Source organism: Sphingopyxis panaciterrae (genome assembly GCF_011762125.1).
Classification (GTDB): Bacteria; Pseudomonadota; Alphaproteobacteria; order Sphingomonadales; family Sphingomonadaceae; genus Sphingopyxis; species Sphingopyxis panaciterrae.
The window spans coordinates 696,790-715,009 of the sequence record NZ_JAASQN010000001.1 but is presented as its reverse complement, the minus strand read 5'-3'; the positions used below and the strand labels follow the sequence as shown (position 1 = coordinate 715,009).

The 18,220-nt window shown below is 64.2% G+C and carries 15 protein-coding genes; 5 read left to right on the top strand and 10 right to left on the bottom strand.

The genetic code is table 11. From position 1 onward, the window contains the following. Positions 1–52: 52 nt before the first annotated feature. Positions 53–1,165, top strand: coding sequence for a CaiB/BaiF CoA transferase family protein (locus tag FHR22_RS03105; protein WP_166938832.1), 1,113 nt, complete (start codon positions 53–55; stop codon positions 1,163–1,165). A 16-nt stretch (positions 1,166–1,181) separates the two neighbouring features. Here FHR22_RS03105 and FHR22_RS03100 read toward each other — a convergent pair whose 3' ends face one another. The 4 genes from FHR22_RS03100 to FHR22_RS03085 form a co-directional block, all read right to left on the bottom strand. Next, positions 1,182–2,342, bottom strand: a complete 1,161-nt coding sequence (locus FHR22_RS03100; protein WP_166938830.1) for an acyl-CoA dehydrogenase family protein — start codon at positions 2,340–2,342, stop codon at positions 1,182–1,184. A gap of 91 nt (positions 2,343–2,433) precedes the next feature. Continuing rightward, positions 2,434–3,375, bottom strand: coding sequence for a LysR substrate-binding domain-containing protein (locus FHR22_RS03095; RefSeq protein ID WP_166938828.1), 942 nt, complete (start codon positions 3,373–3,375; stop codon positions 2,434–2,436). A gap of 343 nt (positions 3,376–3,718) precedes the next feature. Next, positions 3,719–6,184, bottom strand: coding sequence for a TonB-dependent receptor (locus FHR22_RS03090; RefSeq protein ID WP_243853433.1), 2,466 nt, complete (start codon positions 6,182–6,184; stop codon positions 3,719–3,721). A gap of 148 nt (positions 6,185–6,332) precedes the next feature. Continuing rightward, positions 6,333–7,193 carry an alpha/beta fold hydrolase gene (locus FHR22_RS03085; protein ID WP_166938826.1) on the bottom strand — a complete coding sequence of 287 codons (861 nt, stop codon included), beginning with the start codon at positions 7,191–7,193 and terminating at the stop codon, positions 6,333–6,335. 74 nt (positions 7,194–7,267) lie between these two features. On the opposite strand from FHR22_RS03085, the gene FHR22_RS03080 reads away from it, so the two are divergent. Together FHR22_RS03080 and FHR22_RS03075 are read left to right on the top strand one after the other, a co-directional pair. Beyond that, positions 7,268–7,987: an SDR family NAD(P)-dependent oxidoreductase gene (locus FHR22_RS03080; protein WP_341786541.1), complete on the top strand. Its 720-nt coding sequence runs from the start codon at positions 7,268–7,270 to the stop codon at positions 7,985–7,987. A gap of 76 nt (positions 7,988–8,063) precedes the next feature. After that, on the top strand, positions 8,064–8,696 hold the full coding sequence (locus FHR22_RS03075; RefSeq protein WP_166938823.1) for a TetR/AcrR family transcriptional regulator: 633 nt from the start codon (positions 8,064–8,066) through the stop codon (positions 8,694–8,696). A 12-nt stretch (positions 8,697–8,708) separates the two neighbouring features. Here FHR22_RS03075 and FHR22_RS03070 read toward each other — a convergent pair whose 3' ends face one another. The 5 genes from FHR22_RS03070 to FHR22_RS03050 are packed head-to-tail and all read right to left on the bottom strand — an operon-like array spanning position 8,709 to position 14,231. Then, positions 8,709–9,875 carry a thiolase C-terminal domain-containing protein gene (locus FHR22_RS03070; protein ID WP_166938821.1) on the bottom strand — a complete coding sequence of 389 codons (1,167 nt, stop codon included), beginning with the start codon at positions 9,873–9,875 and terminating at the stop codon, positions 8,709–8,711. Then, positions 9,875–10,273 (bottom strand): Zn-ribbon domain-containing OB-fold protein, encoded by a 399-nt coding sequence (locus FHR22_RS03065; RefSeq protein ID WP_166938818.1) that lies wholly within the window; start codon positions 10,271–10,273, stop codon positions 9,875–9,877. The genes FHR22_RS03070 and FHR22_RS03065 overlap by 1 nt, the downstream gene beginning before the upstream one ends. A gap of 1 nt (position 10,274) precedes the next feature. Further along, positions 10,275–11,495, bottom strand: coding sequence for a cytochrome P450 (locus FHR22_RS03060; RefSeq protein ID WP_166938816.1), 1,221 nt, complete (start codon positions 11,493–11,495; stop codon positions 10,275–10,277). A 19-nt stretch (positions 11,496–11,514) separates the two neighbouring features. Then, positions 11,515–13,014: a class I adenylate-forming enzyme family protein gene (locus FHR22_RS03055; protein ID WP_166938813.1), complete on the bottom strand. Its 1,500-nt coding sequence runs from the start codon at positions 13,012–13,014 to the stop codon at positions 11,515–11,517. A 38-nt stretch (positions 13,015–13,052) separates the two neighbouring features. Then, positions 13,053–14,231 (bottom strand): aromatic ring-hydroxylating oxygenase subunit alpha, encoded by a 1,179-nt coding sequence (locus FHR22_RS03050; protein WP_166938811.1) that lies wholly within the window; start codon positions 14,229–14,231, stop codon positions 13,053–13,055. 121 nt (positions 14,232–14,352) lie between these two features. On the opposite strand from FHR22_RS03050, the gene FHR22_RS03045 reads away from it, so the two are divergent. Both FHR22_RS03045 and FHR22_RS03040 read left to right on the top strand, forming a co-directional pair. Further along, positions 14,353–15,969 carry a GMC family oxidoreductase gene (locus tag FHR22_RS03045; protein WP_166938809.1) on the top strand — a complete coding sequence of 539 codons (1,617 nt, stop codon included), beginning with the start codon at positions 14,353–14,355 and terminating at the stop codon, positions 15,967–15,969. Between the two features lies 1 nt (position 15,970). Beyond that, on the top strand, positions 15,971–16,978 hold the full coding sequence (locus FHR22_RS03040; RefSeq protein ID WP_166938806.1) for an acyl-CoA dehydrogenase family protein: 1,008 nt from the start codon (positions 15,971–15,973) through the stop codon (positions 16,976–16,978). A gap of 33 nt (positions 16,979–17,011) precedes the next feature. On the opposite strand, the gene FHR22_RS03035 is transcribed toward FHR22_RS03040, so the two are convergent. Continuing rightward, positions 17,012–18,217, bottom strand: coding sequence for an acyl-CoA dehydrogenase family protein (locus FHR22_RS03035; protein ID WP_166938804.1), 1,206 nt, complete (start codon positions 18,215–18,217; stop codon positions 17,012–17,014). Between the last annotated feature and the right edge of the window lie 3 nt (positions 18,218–18,220).

Here is an 18,220-nt window from a genome sequence, read left to right as displayed (position 1 = left end):
GCGGTGCCATGACAGATCATCCCGACCAGATTTTCCGCTCCGGGCAGGCCGCATGACCGGCGCGCTACAGGGACTGACCGTCGTATCGATCGAACAGGCGGTCGCCGCGCCCTTGTGCACCGCGCGGCTTGCCGACGGCGGCGCGCGGGTGATCAAGATCGAGCGCGCCGGCGGCGAGACCGCGCGCCACTATGACAAGGCAGTCCACGGCACGTCGGCTTATTTCGCCTGGCTCAATCGCGGCAAGGAAAGCATCGTCGCCGATGTAAAGGATGCCGGCGACCGCAGCTTGATCGAGCGGATGCTGGCGCGCGCCGACATATTCGTCCAGAATCTGGCGCCGGGCGCGGCCGCGCGGCTCGGGCTCGATGCGAAGCAGTTGCACGCGCGCTTTCCAGCCCTGATCGCAGTCGACGTCTGTGGCTATGCGCAGGACAGCGGCTACGCCGATATGCGAGCCTATGATATGCTCGTGCAGGCGGAGAGCGGGATTTGCGCAGTCACCGGCACGCCGGATGCAATGGCGAAGGTCGGCGTCTCGATTGCCGACATCGGGGCGGGTATGAACGCCCATGCCGCGATTCTCGAAGCCCTGATCGCGCGCGGCCGCAGCGGCATCGGCCGCGCGATCGAGGTCGCGATGTTCGACGGAATGGCCGACTGGATGGCGGTGCCGATGCTGCACAAGGCTTACGGCGGCCGCGACACGCCGCGCTGCGGGCTCGCCCACGCCGCGATCTTTCCCTATGGCACTTTCAGCTGCAGTGACGGCGACCTGGTCGTTGCGGTGCAATCCCCCGCCGAATGGGTTCGCTTTTGCACGGGTGTGATGGCGAAGCCCGAACTGGCCACGGACCCCCGTTTCCACGACAATCCCGTGCGCGTGGCGCATCGCGCCGCGCTGACCGACCTCATCGCCGCGCGTTTCGCGGGCTGGACTTGCGGCGAGGCGATCGACGCGCTCGAGCGCTGCCAGATCGCCTGGGGACGGGTGTCTGCGGTCGCGGATGTGCTTCGACATGCCGCGCTGCGGGGCATTGCCTGCACGCTTCCGGGCGGCGAAGCGACACTGCCCCGCCCCGCCGGGCGCGACGGCGACCTGCCCTCGCGCGTGCCCGCGCTCGACGAACAGGGGGCGAGCCTGCGCGCGGAATTCTCTTCATGACGGCGGGGCAGAGGCTCTAAAAGCTCTTGGGCAACCCCAGCACATGCGTCGCGACATGGCTGAGGATCAGGTTGGTCGAGATCGGCGCGACCTGATAGAGGCGCGTCTCGCGGAACTTGCGCTCGATGTCATATTCTTCGGCGAAACCGAAGCCGCCATGGGTTTGCACACACATGTCGGCGGCCGCCCAGCTTGCTTCCGATGCCAGCATCTTGGCCATATTGGCCTCGGTGCCGCCGCTCAGCCCGGCGTCGAACATCCGCGCCGCTTGGTCGACCATTCCCGCCGCGGCGGCGAGCTGCACATGGGCACGCGCAATGGGAAACTGGACCCCCTGGTTCTGGCCGATCGCCCGGCCGAAGACGCTCCGCTCGCGCGCATAGGCGGCGGCACGATCGATGAAGAAGCGGCCGTCACCGATGCATTCGGACGCGATCAGGATGCGTTCGGCGTTCATCCCCGAGAGGATGTAGCGAAATCCCTTACCTTCGTCGCCGATCAGATTGGCCGCGGGCACTTCGAGGTCGTCGAAAAACAACTCGGTCGTGGCGTGATTGAGCATCGTGCGGATCGGACGGATGGTGAGCCCATTGTCCAAGGCCCGACACATGTCGACGAGCAGCACGCTCATGCCGTCCGAAGGCTTGGCGCATTCCTCGCGCGGGGTGGTGCGGCAAAGCAGGACCATCAGGTCCGAATGCTCGGCGCGGCTGATCCAGATTTTCTGACCATTGACAATATAGTTATCGCCGACTCTTTTGGCAAAGGTGCGGATACGCGTGGTATCGGTGCCTGCGGTGGGTTCGGTCACGCCGAAGGCCTGGAGGCGCAGTTCGCCGCTAGCGATTGCGGGCAGATAGGCCTGCTTCTGCGCCTCCGATCCATGTTTCAACAGGGTGCCCATCGTGTACATCTGTGCGTGGCAGGCACCGCCGTTGCACCCCGAACGGTGGATTTCCTCCAGCACCGCGGTCGCCGCCTGCAAGCCCAGGCCCGAACCGCCATATTCCTCGGGGATCAGCACCGAGAGGAAGCCCGCTTCGGTCAGCGCCCGCACGAACGCGGCGGGATATTCACGCTCCCGGTCGAGTTCCCGCCAATATTCGCCCGGAAACCGGGCGCAGAGCCGGCGGACCGCCTCGCGAATTTCCGGAAAACTCTCTTGCGCGTTGTTCATCGGGCTACCCTTTCAGGACGACGTCCATTCCGGGCAGCGCGCGCAGCGTCCAGCAACGATTGAATCTATCAGCTATGCAATAGCCGCACCGTCAGGCGACGTCCGCCTCGGCATTGATCGAACCGATCCAGGCGCCACGCCGGATCATTTCCTCGACGATCTCGACAAACGCCTCGCCGACGAAGCGCGCCGCCGGGCTGAGCGGGCGGTCGGCGGAATGGGCGATCACGATGCGGCGCGTCGGCGTCGGCGACACGATCGGTGCCGCGCACAGATCACCCGCGCGCACCTTGTCGTAGATCGGTGCAAGCGGCAGGATCGTCATGCCGATCCCGCTTTGCACGAGGTTGATCATCGCACCGAAGGAATCGGCCTCGACGGCGGTGCTGAGTTGGACATCCTCGCGCCGCGCAATGTCCTCGACCAGCATGCGCAGGCCATGCGCCGGGCTTGGCAGCACCAGCCGGCGGCCGGCAAGATCGCGAAAACCGACCGGCGTTTCGAGCGAGAGCCCCAGCCCCGCCGGGCCGACGAGCAGCAGGTCTTCCGACAGGACCGGCACCACGCGCAGCGAATGCAGCAATTCGGGCTCGTAGGAGACGGCGACGTCGATCACGCCGCGATGCAGCCAGTCGACAAGATGCCCGCTGAACGCCGATGAGAGGCGCAGCGAAAGCTCGGGATAGGCCTCGCCAACCTTACGCACCAGCGGTACGGTGACGATCTCGGCGACCGTCGGCGGCATGCCGAGCGCCACGATGCCGCGATAGCCCTTGCCCTCGCCGGTCACGTCGCTGCGGATCGCATCCAGTTCGGCCATGATGCGGACGGCATGCTCAAGCACCCTCTGCCCGGACTCGGTAATCACCATGCCGCGTCCGTGCCGCGTGAACAATTGCGTGCCGAGTTCATATTCGAGCAGCCGGACCTGACGGCTCAGCGCCGGCTGCGCGATATTGAGGCGGTCGGCCGCCTTGCTCAGACTGCCCAGTTCCGCGACGTGAATGATCGTCTTGAGTTGCGAAATATCCACGCGCGCTACCTTGTTTCGGAACGAATACCGACGCCGCCGGTGTCATGCGAAGCCAGCAAATCCCATCTCGCCGAAACGCCTGGCAAGACAGCATATCCTATTGCAGGCAGCCGGTGCGACAAACCGGATCGCGCATTCGCCGGCGGCAGTCTGCTATCGGCATATTCGCGGCGAATCAACAGCCCCGCGGACAACGCTCCTTCTCACCGGAAGCAGGCATCGACGAGCGTTTCGCGCGAACATGCTCTTCCCGGCCGGTATCCCAGCCTTGGTCGTGCCCCGGAGTCCGGGCACGAGGTCGATCATGCCGTATGCGTAACTTCCCGTCGGCGACACTGTTCGATCAGAATTTGAAGCCGACCTCGACATAGATTTCCCGCGGATTGTCGACAAAGGCCGACATATCGGCAAGCACGCCCGGTTCGGCGGTGCCCGTCCCCGTTCCCCCCGCGAACGGAATATCATTTGCCGCCGTGACCACCAGCTTGTTGGTCAGGTTGCGGCCGATGACGCCCAGGGTCCAGCGATCGTCGGGTCCGTTGACGCGGATGGCCGCGTCGATTTTCGTGTAAGCCTTTTGCACGCCGTCGGGACGCAGGGTGTCGGTGAAATTATATTTTCCCGTGTAGCTGACGTCGCTCGACAGTTGCAGCGTCCAGCCCGATGCCGTCAGCGGCATATCGTAGCTCGCGCCGATCCGCCCGGCAAAGCGCGGTGCCTTGGGCGGCGTTCGGCCGTCATAGTCTTGGCTGGTAAAGGCAGCGCCCGGCGCGGGTGCGAGCAGGTTGCATCCCGCCGCGACCGTCTGGCCGCCATAGCATTGGCCGATATAATCCTTGTACGAAGCGTCGTTGAACGCCGCGGCGCCGCGTAGCGAAAATCCGCCCGAGCGCCAGTTGAAATCGCCCTCGATCCCCTTGACGCGCAGCGTACCCGCGTTCGCCACGACCTGGCCGATGGTGACGGGGTCGAAATTCTGCACCTGCAGATCGAGATAGTCGTAATAATAGGCGGTGGCGTTGAGCGACAGCGCGCCGCCCATCAGGATAGCCCGCGCGCCGACTTCGCCGCCGCGGGCGCGTTCGGCACCATATTCGCCCGCCCCGACGGTCGCCGCAGGGGTCAGCGTCTGCGAAATGTTGAACCCACCCGATTTGAAACCTTCCTTATAGGCGGCATAGAAGGTCAGATCGCGCGAAGGCTTGTAGCGGAGGGTGACCTGCGGCGAGACGTCGGTTTCGCGATAGCGGTCGTCGAGGCGCAGCCCGGCCGGGAACGCCGCCGCAAAGCCGAGATGCGCCGGCAACGACGCCTGATAGCTGTCGCGCGATTCATAGCTCCAGCGCGCGCCACCCGCGAGTTCAATCGAATCCGTCAGGTTGGCGGTCACTTCGCCGAACGCCGACATTGAGCTGCCCTTGAACCCGTTATCACGTTTGAAGGTGACATAGGTGTCGGTCACCGGGCTGACCGGCACCGGGAAAATATAGGCGTCGGTGTTGAAGATGAACTTGTTGCTCGACGCAAAGAGACCGAACAGCACGTTGACCGCGCCGTCCCATTTCGACTGGAAGCGGAGCTCTTCCGACGTCTGCCGGTAATCGGCGAGTTGCGAGAAGCTCGCCGGATAGGCTTCGCCCGACACATTGTTGAGGTCGGTCTGCTTGAAGCGATAATAGGAGGTGATCGAGGTGACGTCGAACACGTCGCTGGTCAGCGTCGCGGTGAGGATGCCGTAACCCGACTTCAACCGCGAATACATATGGCCATCGCCGGCGTAGCGGAAATTGGCGTCCGCCACCGCCTGCGGCAGTGTCGAACTATCCGCCCGGCCGTCGATCGCGCAATCGGCATTGGGGCTCGGCGGGATGCCGGTGCCCGAGCCAAAGGGGTCGGGTGAGAAGGGCGTGGTGCGCCCGCCGCCGCAGAGACGTTCGAGAATGTCGGTCGGCCCGCCATCCTTCTGGTCGGTGTAGCCGGTCTTCACCTGGAAGGTCAGATTGTCGGTTGCGTCCCACTCGACCGTCGCGCGCCCGCTGTAGGTCCGGCCGCCGCCGCGATATTTGCTGTTGCGATGCCGCTCCATGCCGAGCGGATCGAGATAGGTCGCCGCGGCGCTGTTCGTGAACGCACCGTCGCTGTCGGCAACGCGGAAGGCCAGACGTGCGCGCAGGCCATCGGCGAGCGGGCCGGAGATATAGCCCTCGCCATATTTCTCTTTCGCCTCGAAACCGTAACCCGCCTTGAATCCCGCTTCGAAAACGTCTTTCGGGCTGTTCGTGGTGACCGAAATCAGGCCGCCGGTGGCATTTTTTCCGAAGAACAGCGCCTGCGGGCCTTTGAGCACTTCGACGCGCTGGACGTCATATTGGCTGAGGCCGATCTCGCGGCCGCGGCTCATCGGCATACCGTCGACAACGAAGGATACCGACTGGTCGAAGCCGGCGCTGAGCGCGGTCGATCCGACCCCGCGCAGGAAGATGCTGGCCGACGAACCCGATGCCGCCTTGCCCGCGACCATCGTCGGAACGAGCGAGGCCATGTCGCTGAAATCAGTGACGGCATAATTGTCGAGCGCCGCACCGCCGAGCGCAGTGATCGCGACCGGCGCATCGATCAGGCGTTCATCGCGGCGGCGCGCGGTGACGATGATTTCGCCGTCGGCGGGGACATTCGCGGTCTCGTCGGTCCCGGGCGCGGCGTCGGCCGGTGCCGTCTGCGCCAGGGCCGGGAAAGCCATCCCGGCGGCAACGACGACCGAAGCCAGGCAGGCATTGCGAACAGCGCGAAGCGAAACACTGCGATCCATAACGGTCCTCTCCAAAAAGCAGGCCGTCATCCGCAGCCTTGCCAATTAATCTATGCTCATTAGATTTAATGTCAATCGGAAAATATAACGCCGTAAGGTTTGCAACCTCATATATTATATCATTGTTATAGAATGATTTTTTGAGATTTCATCGCGACGCGGCGCGCAAGACCCGGCGGGCGAAGGCGATTACCCCGTCGTTGAAAGCATCGTTGCGATCCCCCGCAACCATATGCCCTGCCCCCGCGACGTCGAGCAGTTCGAGCCGCGAAACCTGTTTGCGAAACGCGGCAATACCCGCGTCGCCGACGACGTCGCTCGCCAGCCCGCGAACGAGCAGGACCGGCAGGTCGGGGAGCGCCGCGAAGCGCTCGGCGGCTTGGCGGACGACCGGATGGAGCGCCTCGGGCGGGGCGTCGACGATGCGCGGGTCCCAGTGCCACCGGAACCGCCCATCGGCACCTTCGCGCAGATTTTTCATCAAGCCGCGGCTGTCCGCCGGGCGTTCGCGCGCCGGATTATAGACGGCGACCGCCGACACGGCTTCGTCCACCGTCGCAAAGCCATCGGGATTGCCGCGCATGAAGCTGACGATGCGATCGACGCCTCGCGCATCGGGTTCGGGTACGATATCGACCAGCACCAATCCCGCCGGCCGGAGTCCCCGGTCGATAGCGACGATCGACGTCGCGCCACCCAGCGAAGCGCCCACGAGGACAAACGGTACAGTCAGGCTTTCGGTTACGGCCGTCAGATCCGCCGCTCGATCATCCAAACCATAGGCGCCCGCTGGCGACCAGTCGCTTTCGCCATGACCGCGCGCGTCGAAATTGACGACCTGGAATCCTTCGGCGAGCAAGCGATCGACCGCGCGGCTCCAGCTATGCCGCGTCTGGCCGCCGCCATGAAGCAGGATGACGGCGGGCGCGCCGGGATCGCCGCCGCGATCGGCAACCAGCCGGACGCCGTCGGGCGCATTATAGACCGTCCGTTGCAAGCCGCTCGCCATGCCTAACCTCTCCTGCTTGCCAAGAGCCTGCGCTTCGCCTTATCTAACGTCAATAGTTTTATCGGGAGAGCAACGTGATCGAACTCAACTTCAGCGGCAAGCGCGTGCTCGTGACGGGCGGGACGCAAGGTATCGGCCTGGGCATCGCCGCGGCGTTCGCCGACAGCGGCGCCGAGGTCGTCATCAGCGGAACCCGTACCGCAGCCGACGCCTATGACGACGATCTGGCGCGCTTTGCCTATGTGCAGGCGCGGATGGACGTGCCGGCCGACCGCGCCCGGCTGGTCGAGGCGGCGGGGCCGATCGATATTCTTGTCAACAATGCCGGACAGTCGCACGCTGACGAATATTCGATGGAGGGCTATTCGCAGGTCATCGAGGTCAACCTCTCTGCAGCCGTCGAACTCAGCTATCTTTGCTTTCCAGGCCTCAGCGAACGCGGCGGAACGATCGTCAATATCGGGTCGTGCGCCAGCTTCATCGCTATCGGCTATGCTCCTGCCTATACGGCGAGCAAGACGGGCCTGCTCGGTTTCACGCGTGCCGTCGCCGATCAATGGGCGCGCGACGGCGTTCGCGTCAACCTGGTCGCGCCCGGCTTCATCGAGACGCGCATGACCGCAGGCGTGCGCGCCGACGAACGCAGGAGCGGCAATACGCTGCGCGCGATTCCCGTGCGCCGTTTCGGTACCCCGGCCGAAGTCGCGGCGGCAACGTTGTTCCTCGCCTCGCCGCAAGCTTCCTACATCACGGGCCAATCGATCGTGGTCGACGGCGGCCTGATGCTGCGATGACGCAAAACCTTATCCTTTTAGGCTGGAACTTCGCAGGATGCGCTGCCATGAGCGACGAAGAAAGCAGGATATTCCTTTGGCACGACCTTCAAAACCGCTGATCTCGCGAAGCAACGCGGCCGAAGCCGCACTCGAAGTCATCGACGAGCACGGGCTGGAGGAATTGAGCCTGAGCCTTGTGGCCAAGAAGATCGGCGTTCGCCCGCCGTCGCTTTATCATCATTTCAAGGACAAGTCGGAGCTGCTTCAGGAAGTGGCGCGCATCATGCTGGTCAAGATGCCGGCGGTCAGCGCGACCGGCCAGTCGTTCGAGGAGCAGATCATCGCACGCTGCGTCGCGACACGCCAGACCTTGCTCAAGCATCCCGGCGCGGCGCCGCTGATCCTGCGCTATTTCCCGCGTCATATGCTGCTCGCCGCCTATGACCGCGCGGCGTCCGAAGAACCCTATCCGACGCCGATCCAGATGACGGTCATCGATGCGGTCGAAAAATACACTTATGGCGCCGCGCTGTTCGAAGCGTCGGCGCGGTCGCGCGGGATCGAACCGATGCCGGCGGTCGACAGCGAGAAATATCCCAGCCTCGCCAAAGCGATCGCCGACAACCCGTTCGACGACGAGCAATTGTTCGTCGAATCGCTGCGCCTGTTCCTGGTCGGCGTGCGCGAACGGATCAAATCGAACAGTATCGGCGAATCGCTCGACTGATCAATCGCTCGACTACGGAATTTCGTTCGCGAAGATCGCCGAACTGACCGTCGGCGCGCCCGGCCCGCCCGCGAGCAGACAGATTTTCGCATCCGGAACCGGGTTCGACGATTCGCCGCGGAGTTGCTTCACCGCCTCATAAGCCGTGCCGATGCCATGGATGAAGCCTTGCGCGAAATTACCGCCGCCGGTGTTGATCGGAAGCTTTCCGCTCGGCGCAATCAGATTGTCGAATCGCACGACCTCTGCGACATTTTCATAGGTGCAGAAACCATGATCGATCAGCGACGCGACGCCCTGCGCGCTGAAATTCTCGTAAAGCTGCACGACATCGATATCGGCGGGCGACAAGCCGGTTTCCGCGTAGAGTCGCCGCGCGATCGAGCGGAAACCCGCGGTCGGATATAGCACCGCATCGTCATTTTCGAGCAGGTCACCCCACCCCTTCTCGGCCCCATTGGCGCAGCCGAGCAGATAGGCAGGCGCCTTCTTCAGGTCGCGCGCGCGTTCGGCCGACACCATCAGGAAAGCCGCCGCCCCGTCATTCTCGCGGCTGCAATCGAACAGGCGAAAGGGCTCGGCGATCCAGCGCGCATCGCGGAACCCCTCGACATCAAGGTCGTCGCCATAGGCCACCGCTTCGGGATTGCGCGCGCCATGATAATAGGATGCGCGGACCAGATCCTCAGCGACCGATTTCGGCACGCCATGATGTTCGTACATCCGATTGGCGCGGATCGCGCACACCTGCGCGGGCGCGACGATCCCGGCGGCGAGCATATGATCGTTCAGGTGATGCGCCATGACGGCCGCCGACAGCCGCCCACTCGACCCTTCGACCAGCGCGCGGAAAACGATCACAGCACGCGCCTGCCCCGAGAGGATCGCCGCCGCCGCCAACCCGAAAGCGCCGGCGATGCCGCCTCCCCCACCGCCCCAGACGACGCTCGACCATTTGAGTTCGCGCGTGCCCAGCGCGGGCATCAGCCGGACGGGCTCGTTCCTGTCGTCGCCGTAGGAGACGAAACCGTCGACCTCGGCGGGATCAAGGTCCGCATCGGCGCAGGCGGCAAGGATCGCCTCGACGAGCACACCCTGCTCGGGAAGCGGCGAGGCGCCGCGTCTATACTGGCGCATGCCGATACCCGCGACGGCGGTGGTTCCATAAAGCGGATGCATCAGCCGCGGCTCCAGATAATCGTAGGAATGTCGCGATTTTCGACGCGTGTCGCACCGACCCGACCCGTGATTGTTTCGCCCATTACCGGATCGATCCGATCGGGATCGTCGAGGCGACCAAGCAGCCGGATGCCACAATCATCCACGGTCGCGACGATCGAGACGAACGGCAGGTCGAGGCTTTCGGTGAAGCCGAAGCGGTGCCAGGTCCGCGTCCACGAAAAGATCGTGCCCGCCATCGCGCGCGCGGTCCATTCGATCGCCTCGCTGCCACATTTGCCGCAGCGGCTGACCGCCGGCCACAGCCAGTCGCCGCAGCCGCCGCAGCGCGGAAGCATCAGGCGGCCTTCGACCAATCCGTTCCAATAGGGCGCGTCGGCACCGTCAATCACATCCATATCAGGCGGCCACCGTCCACTCGAGCGGCAGCGTTTCGAGCGCCATCACCGTGCCGATACGAAAGGCGTGCCGTTCGCCCGGCGTGGCATTGAACGCCGGGACACGCTTCACCCACTCCTCAGTCAGGATGCGCAGTTCTGCGCGGCCAAGGACGTGACCGACGCAGAGATGCGGTCCCGACGAAAAGGTCAGGTGCGCGGTCTTTCGGCGGTCGAGATCAAAGATATTGGGCTGCTCGAACTTCGCCGGATCGCGGCTGCCGAGGCAGAGGATGTTGAGCACCATCTCGCCAGCGCGAAACTGCGCCTCCCCGATCGCCTGATCCTGCACCACCAGGCGCGGCGTGTTGACGACGCCATAGAGGCGCACCGCTTCGTCGGCAAAGGCGGGAATCAGCGACGGATCGGCGGCGAGCCGCGCCTGCACGTCGGGCATCTGGGCGAGCTGCTGGAACGCGAAGCCCGTGACGTTCGTCACCGTGTCCATGCCGCCGAGGAAGAGCACAAAGCTCATCGCAAGAATCTCGTCGTCGCTCATCGTCCGGCCGTCGACATCGACCTGAATGAAGTGCGACATCAGCTTGTCGTCGGGCGCGGCCTTTTTCTTTTCGATCAGCGCCTTCATCTCGCCAAGGATCGCAGCGCTGAGCCGCCCCATTTCGGCCTCGTCATTCTGCGCCGAGAAGAATGCTTCGGCGAGATGGCGAAAATCCTGAAGCCGCGACAGGTCCATGCCCATCAGCTCCATGAAGACGCTGACGGGGAACAGCTTCGCCAGATCGGCCTGGAAATCGCAAGCGCCCTTGGCCGCCACGGCGTCGACCAGCTCGACAGCCCATTCGCGGATGCGTGGTTCGAGCGCCTTGATCGCGTTCGGCCCAAACATCGGCATCATTGCCTTGCGATATGGCAGATTTTCGGGCGGATCGAGGCTGAGCGGAATGAAGAAGGGTGGTTTTTCGACGCGCGGAATCTGCATCTCGCGCACCGAAAAATGCTCGGGGTCGAGTACGATCTTGCTGATCGCGTCGAAGCTTTTGACGATCCAGTGCCCGCCGTTGAGTCGCGTCCAGAAGATATCGGGAGCGTCGGCGAGCGCGGCGGCATAGGTTCCCTGCACATCCTCGCCGATGCGCGGATCGGCGTAGATGTCAAAATCGAAGACGAGGTGCGGCGGGATATGCGGCAGCACAGCGGCGTCGACAGCCAAGGGCGCGTTCATAGGCTTTTCTCCTGGCGCATCAGCGGACGCGCTCCATCGTTTCATGCGCGCGGGCATAGATTTCGCGAACCGCGGGTTTCGAGAGCTTGCCCGTGGCGAGGCGCGGCAGCGGCTCGGCCGAGAAGGCAACATAGCGCGGCACCTTGTAGTTCGAGAGGTTGGTGTTGCAGTGGTCGATCAGCGCCGCGACATCGACCTCGGCAACGCCATGATAGACGATGAACGGTGTCTCGCCGAACTTCTCGTCAGGCGCGGCGATCGCGAGCGCCTCGACGACGCCGGGAAATTCGCACACGACGCGTTCGACCTCGGCCGCCGAGATGTTGAGCCCGCCCGAGATGATCAGATCCTTCATCCGGTCGACGAAGGTGAGGAGACCATGCTCGTCGAGCATGCCGATGTCGCCCGACCAGAGCCAGCCGTCGCGAATGACTTTGGCGGTCTCCTCCGGGTTGCGCCAATAGCCCTGCATCATTCCCGGTGAACGCATGACGATCTCGCCCGGCTCGCCCGGATCGCAATCGCTGCCGTCGGCGCGCACGACGCGCAGGTCCATGAAAACACAGCCCCAGCCGCATTTCTCGGGCTCATCCATCGCCAGATGCTCGGGCATCATCGTCGCATTGCCGCCGATCTCGGTCTGGCCGTAGATTTGCCGGATCGTGATACCCTTCGCTTTCCACGCGTCGAGCAATTGCCGGCTGACCCGCGCGCCGCCCGCAGTCGCTAGACGGATCGACGAAAGGTCGGCATCGGCAAAGCCCGGACAGCGCGCGAGCGCCTCGAAGAAGGTCGGCACCGCGCCGAAACAATTGACCTTTTCGTCCTGCAGCAATTGCAGGATCGCGTCGGGGACGAACACCGGCTCCATGAAGATCGTGCAGCCCTGCACCGTATAATGCATCAGCTGGACGAAGCCCGCCGAAGTGTTGAGCGGCGCGAGGCTGATGATGCGCGATCCGGGCGACGATGCGATTTCCTCGACCGCCCAGTTGGCGGCGTAGGCGGTCATCGAGCGATTGGTGAAGACGACGCCCTTGGGCTTGGCGGTCGAGCCGCTGGTCGCGATGATGACGACCGGTGCATCGGGTTCGGGGTCATGCGCGACCGCCGCGGGTTCGCCATGGCGCAGCACCTCGACCTCGGCCATCGCGCGCGGGGTCAGCCCCGCCGCCGTCACATTGGCTTCGAAGTCGGGTGCCGCAAAGGTGAAGCGCGGCTCGCTTGTTTCGCAAAGCTCGCGGATTTCGCGCGGGGTGAAACGGAAATTGACCGGATTGACAATGCCGCCGGCACGGATGATCCCCATCAAGAGCGCGCAATAGGCAAGGCTGTTCGTCGAGCAAATGGCAACGCGGTCGCCGGGTTGCAGCCCGTCGGCCTCCAGCATTGCCCCGACCCGGTCGGACCAGGCCTTGTAATCGGCGTAGCTGAGCCGGTCGCCGCCCAGCACCACTGCCGGCTGCGTAGGCCGCATTCGCGCCCACCAATCCATCGCGCCGGGCAATGTCTGCGCCATTCAGTCCCTCTCCATCCGGTCTGCCGCCGGTTCAACAATCACAGAAGCGCTTCGATCGCTTCATAATAGCGCACGATATTCGTCTCGAGACCGCAATACACGGTCTCCTCCGGAACGCCCGCGTTCAGCCCCTGCTGGCTGATCTCCGCCGCGCGGAAGTCCTCACCGCCAAAGACACCGAGAATAAGTTCGTACGAGCGCGCAAAGACTTCTTCGGCCTTTGGCGTGGAGGCCGCCTCGGGCGTCAGCATGAAATATTCGACCGTCGTGCGGCCGGGGCCGCGCGGTATGAGGAGCATGACACTGGTATAATATTGGCTGGTGACGACGACGCAGTTAGGGAACGCCGTATAGGCGTGCGTCACGAGTTTATGGACATTCGCCGCCGGATCCTCGTCGAGCATTTCGGGGATATAGCCGATGCGCCCTGACACCTGCCGGATGTTCGGCCCGAACATGTCGACGATGTTCGGCGCGTCCTGAAACTTGTCGCCGATCGATGCCGCGTGCAGCCGCTGGACATGATAGCCCTCGAGAAAGGGTTCGAGGACGACTTTCCAATTGGCTTTGAGGTCAAAGGCCTTGCGGCCGTAGACATGCGCCGAGGAGATACCGATCGCGTCGAAATCGTCGGCCACCTGCTGCGAGAGCTGCGACCAGTCGGCGGGAACATCGCGATTTAGCTGGACATAGACGATACCGCCCCATTCGCGCGCTTCGAGTTCGGCGAGGCCGCGCTGGCTCTTGTCGAAGTCCTGAAAGGCTTCGCTGCGCGACACGCCGATCAGCTTGCCGTCGATGCCATAGGTCCAGGCGTGATAGGGACAGGTCACGCGGCCCTGTTTATGGACGGCGCAATCCTCGAGCAGCTTCGATCCCTTGTGCTGGCACGCGTTGACGAACGCCTTGATCGTGCCATCGCGGGTACGCGAGACCAGCATCGGAAAGCCATAGCTCTCGTTCGCCATGATGCTGCCGGGTTCGAGCAGCGCTGAGACGGTCACCGGCGCCGGATAGCGGCGGAATATCCTGTCCTGCTCCAGATCGAAGCGCGCTTGCCCGGTGAAGATCGCATTGGGACGCGTCGCGCCGAACGGCACCACGACCGCGTCCTTTTCGGCCGGGATCTTGCGGATCGCCTCGATCTGGCTCGGCGTCAGCTGCGCCAATGTCGTGACCTTGCGCGCGGGGCGTACCACTTCTGCAACATCGCTCATTTGCAGATTCCTCTCCTTATCGTTGCCATCAGCCTATTCCACCCTTTACCTAATGACAATAGTTTTTTATGCGATACAGCAGAGCCCGCGAAAACAGCGGCGGATCAGAAGGAAAACGAGGATGCGCTTCGATTATATCATCTGCGGTGCCGGGGCGGCGGGATGTGTTCTGGCCTATCGCCTGTCCGAAGACCCTGCGATCCGCGTCGCGCTGATCGAAGCGGGGCCGCGCGACCGTCATCCCTTCATTTCGATGCCCAAGGGCCTCGCGAAGGTGATGCAGGATCCGAAACATCTGTGGGTCCATATGAGCGAGCCCGAGGATTCGACCGCAGGCCAGTCGGAGGCATGGGTTCGCGGGCGCGTGCTCGGTGGATCGTCGTCGGTCAACGGCATGATGTATGTGCGCGGTCAGCCCGCCGACTTCGATGCGATCGCGGAGAAATCGAGCGACGACTGGGGCTGGACGCATATCGGCGCGGCGTATCGCGCGCTCGAAAATCACGAGCTTGGCGCCGGCGAGACGCGCGGCGACGCGGGGCCGCTCAAAATTTCGATGCCGACCCAGCAGCTGCCGATCAGCAATGCGCAGGTGGCCGCAGGCGAAGCGATGGGCTGGGCAAACAAGGTCGACGTCAATGCGCCCGACGATCAGGTCGCGATCGGTTATGCCCCGCGCACGATCTTCAAGGGCAAGCGCCAAAGCGCGGCGCAGGCCTTCTTGCGCCCGGCCGAGAAGCGCGCGAACCTGACCGTGCTGACCGACCGCACCGTCGACCGCATCCTGTTCGCGGGCAAGCGCGCGGTCGGAGTCGCGGTCCTCCACGGCGGCAAGCGCGAGCGGATCGAAGCGGCGCATGAAGTCATCCTTTGCGGCGGCGCCATGGCGAGCCCCGCGATCCTTGAACGCTCCGGAATCGGTGACGAAGGCCGCCTCGCCGCGCTCGATATTCCGCTCGTCCATCACAATGCGGAGGTCGGCGAAGGGCTGATCGAGCATCGCGGCATTATCATGCAATGGAAGCTGACCAAGGCGGCGCTGTCGCAGAACCGCGTCTTTGGCGGCTGGCGGCTGCTGCTCGCGACGCTCAGATATTATCTGACCGGCGACGGCCCGATGTCAGCCGCGGCGTACGAGATCGGTGGCTGGTTCAAGACGCGCCCGGGACTCAACCGTCCCGACGCGCAAATGCTGATCGCCCCGTTCAGTTTCGACATGGCGACGCAGCGCACGCAGCTCGAAAAACACCCCGGCATGAATGCCGTCGTCTACCCGCTGCGCCCTACCTCACGCGGCAGCATCCATATCGCGACGCGCGATCCCGATGTCGCGGCGAGCTTCAAACCCAATTACCGCGCCAATGATGAGGATCGCGCGGCGATGATCGGGGCGGTGCACGTGATGCGCGATTATGCGAAGCAGGCGCCACTTGCGAGCATGATCGCCGGGGAAACGCTGCCCGGCCCGGCGTTCGACAGCGACAGCGAAATATTGGCCGCCTATGACCGGTTTGGCACCTGCGGTTACCATGCCGTCGGAAGTTGCCGGATGGGCAAGGATGCGGCATCGGTGGTCGATCCGGCGCTGAAGGTGCGCGGCGTCGAGCGGGTCCGCGTCATCGACACCTCGATCATGCCTGTGATCCCGTCGGGCAACACCAACGGGCCGACGATGGCGATGGCATGGCGCGCCGCCGACATCATCCTGCGCGATGCGCCGAACGAAAAAGCGGGCTGACATGGATATGGAATTGAAAGAAGCACTCGGGGCGCGGCTCGACCGGATGAAACCCGGCGGCGACGGCTGGCAGGCACTCGCCGACGCCGGCGTGCTCGGGCTACCGTTCGCCGAGGCGCATGGCGGGCTCGGCTTGGCTCCGCGCGATGGTTTCGCGGTTCTCGAAGTGCTGGGCCCGCGCGCGATTGCCCTGCCCTATCTGGAAAGCACATTGCTCGCCGGCACATTGCTCGATCGCGCCGGCGGCGAAGCCGCGACAAATTGGTTGCCACGCATCGCGGCGGGCAAAGTGACATTCGCTTTCGCGACGCTCGACGACCGCGACGTGGCGCGCGCGGAGATCGACGCCGCGGGTTGGCGCCTGTCGGGCGGCAAGCTGCTCGCGATCGGAGCAGCCGATGCCGATGCGGTGATCGTCACGGCCACGACGACCAACGGCCCGGCCGCCTTCCTGTTGCCGCGCGAGGCGCTGGCGATGAAAGCTTATCCGACGATCGACGGCCGCCGCGCCGCCGATCTGCTGCTCGACGATGTGACGGTGGCGAGTGATGCAAGGCTTTTAGTGGAAGCCGAAGATATCGCAGAAATGCTCGACATTGGCGCGGCTGGCGTCGCCGCCGAAGCCGCGGCGATCATGGCGCGGCTGGTCTCCGACACAAGCGACTATTGCCGCCAGCGCGAACAGTTCGGGCAGGCAATTTCCAGCTTTCAGGCGGTGCAGCATCGGCTGGTCGACATGCATATCGAGGCGAAACGCGCCGCCGCCGCCGCCTCGCTCGCGGCCGACGCGCTCGACCTTGCGCCGGCGGCGCGCGCAAAGGCGATCAGCGCCGCAAAGGTCACCATTACCGACGCGGGCCGCTTCGTCGGCCAGAATGCCGTGCAGTTGCACGGCGGGATGGGGATGACCGAAGAGCTGCCGGTATCGGCGCTGTTCAAGCGGCTGACCGTGATCGAAAGCGAATATGGCACGCGCGACGAGCATCTGGCGCGCTATATGGGGCTTTGACATTTCTCCCTGTGCCGAAGCCATCGGGAGGATCTAGATTCCCAGTTCCGCCTTCGCCAATATGTTGCGCTGAATCTCGTTCGTTCCGGCGTAGATGCTGCCCGCGCGTTCGTTGAGGTAACGCAGCGGCGCGATCGCCTGCCAGATTTCGCCGCTGCAATAATCGTCGGACTCATGCCCCGGGATCGGCCCGCCCGGCATCGCGACGCCCGGCTGAAGGGCGCGGGCGAGCGGTCCTGCGGCCTCGAGCGCAAGCTCGGTCACGCGCTGCTGCAATTCGGTGCCGAGGATTTTCATCATCGACGCATCGGTACCCGCGGGCGCCCCCGCCGACAGCCGCGAGAGGATATCACTCTCCAGCCGCGCGAGGATGTCGCAGCGGATGCGTGCCTCCGCAATCCGCGCATCGAGCAAGGCGCGGCCGGGCCCTTCGGACTGCACCGCGACCTGCCCGGCCAGTTCGTCGAGCGCGACCTCGATCTCGGGCGCATAGGCGCTGCCGCCGCGTTCGAATTCGAGCAGATATTTGGCGACGGTCCAGCCATTATCTATTGTGCCCAGAACGTTGGCGACCGGAACGCGGACGTTGTCGAAGAATATCTGATTCTGGATATGCTCACCCGACGCCATGATGATCGGGCGCACCTCGATCCCCGGCGAGGTCATGTCTATCAGCAGGAAGGTGATCCCCTGCTGCTTGCGCTCGCTCTTCGCGGTGCGGACGAGGCAGAAAATCCAGTTCGCGACATTCGCATGCGTCGTCCAGATCTTGGTGCCGGTGCAGACCAGATAGTCGCCGTCGCGTACCGCCTTCATCTGCAGCGCCGCGAGATCCGACCCCGCGCCGGGTTCGGAATAGCCCTGACACCAGAAATGTTCGCCATTCAGCATGCGCGGCAGGAAATAGGCTTTTTGCTCGTCGGTGCCGAAGCCGATGATCGCGGGGCCGCACATCCTGATCCCCATCGGCGACACCGGCGGCGCGCCCGCGCGGACGCGCTCGCTCGCAAAGATATGGTGCTGCACGACACTCCAGTCGCAGCCGCCATGCTCCACCGGCCAGGCGGGCGCCGCCCAGCCCTTGGCATGGAGCTTTTCCTGCCAGGCCATTTGCGAGTCATGGTCGGCATAGACCGACGTCATCAACTTGCCCGCGCGGCGAAGCTCGGGTGTCAGCTCGGCCGCGAAAAAGGTGCGAACTTCGTCGCGAAACGCCTCATCGTCAGGGCTCAGCTGCATCGC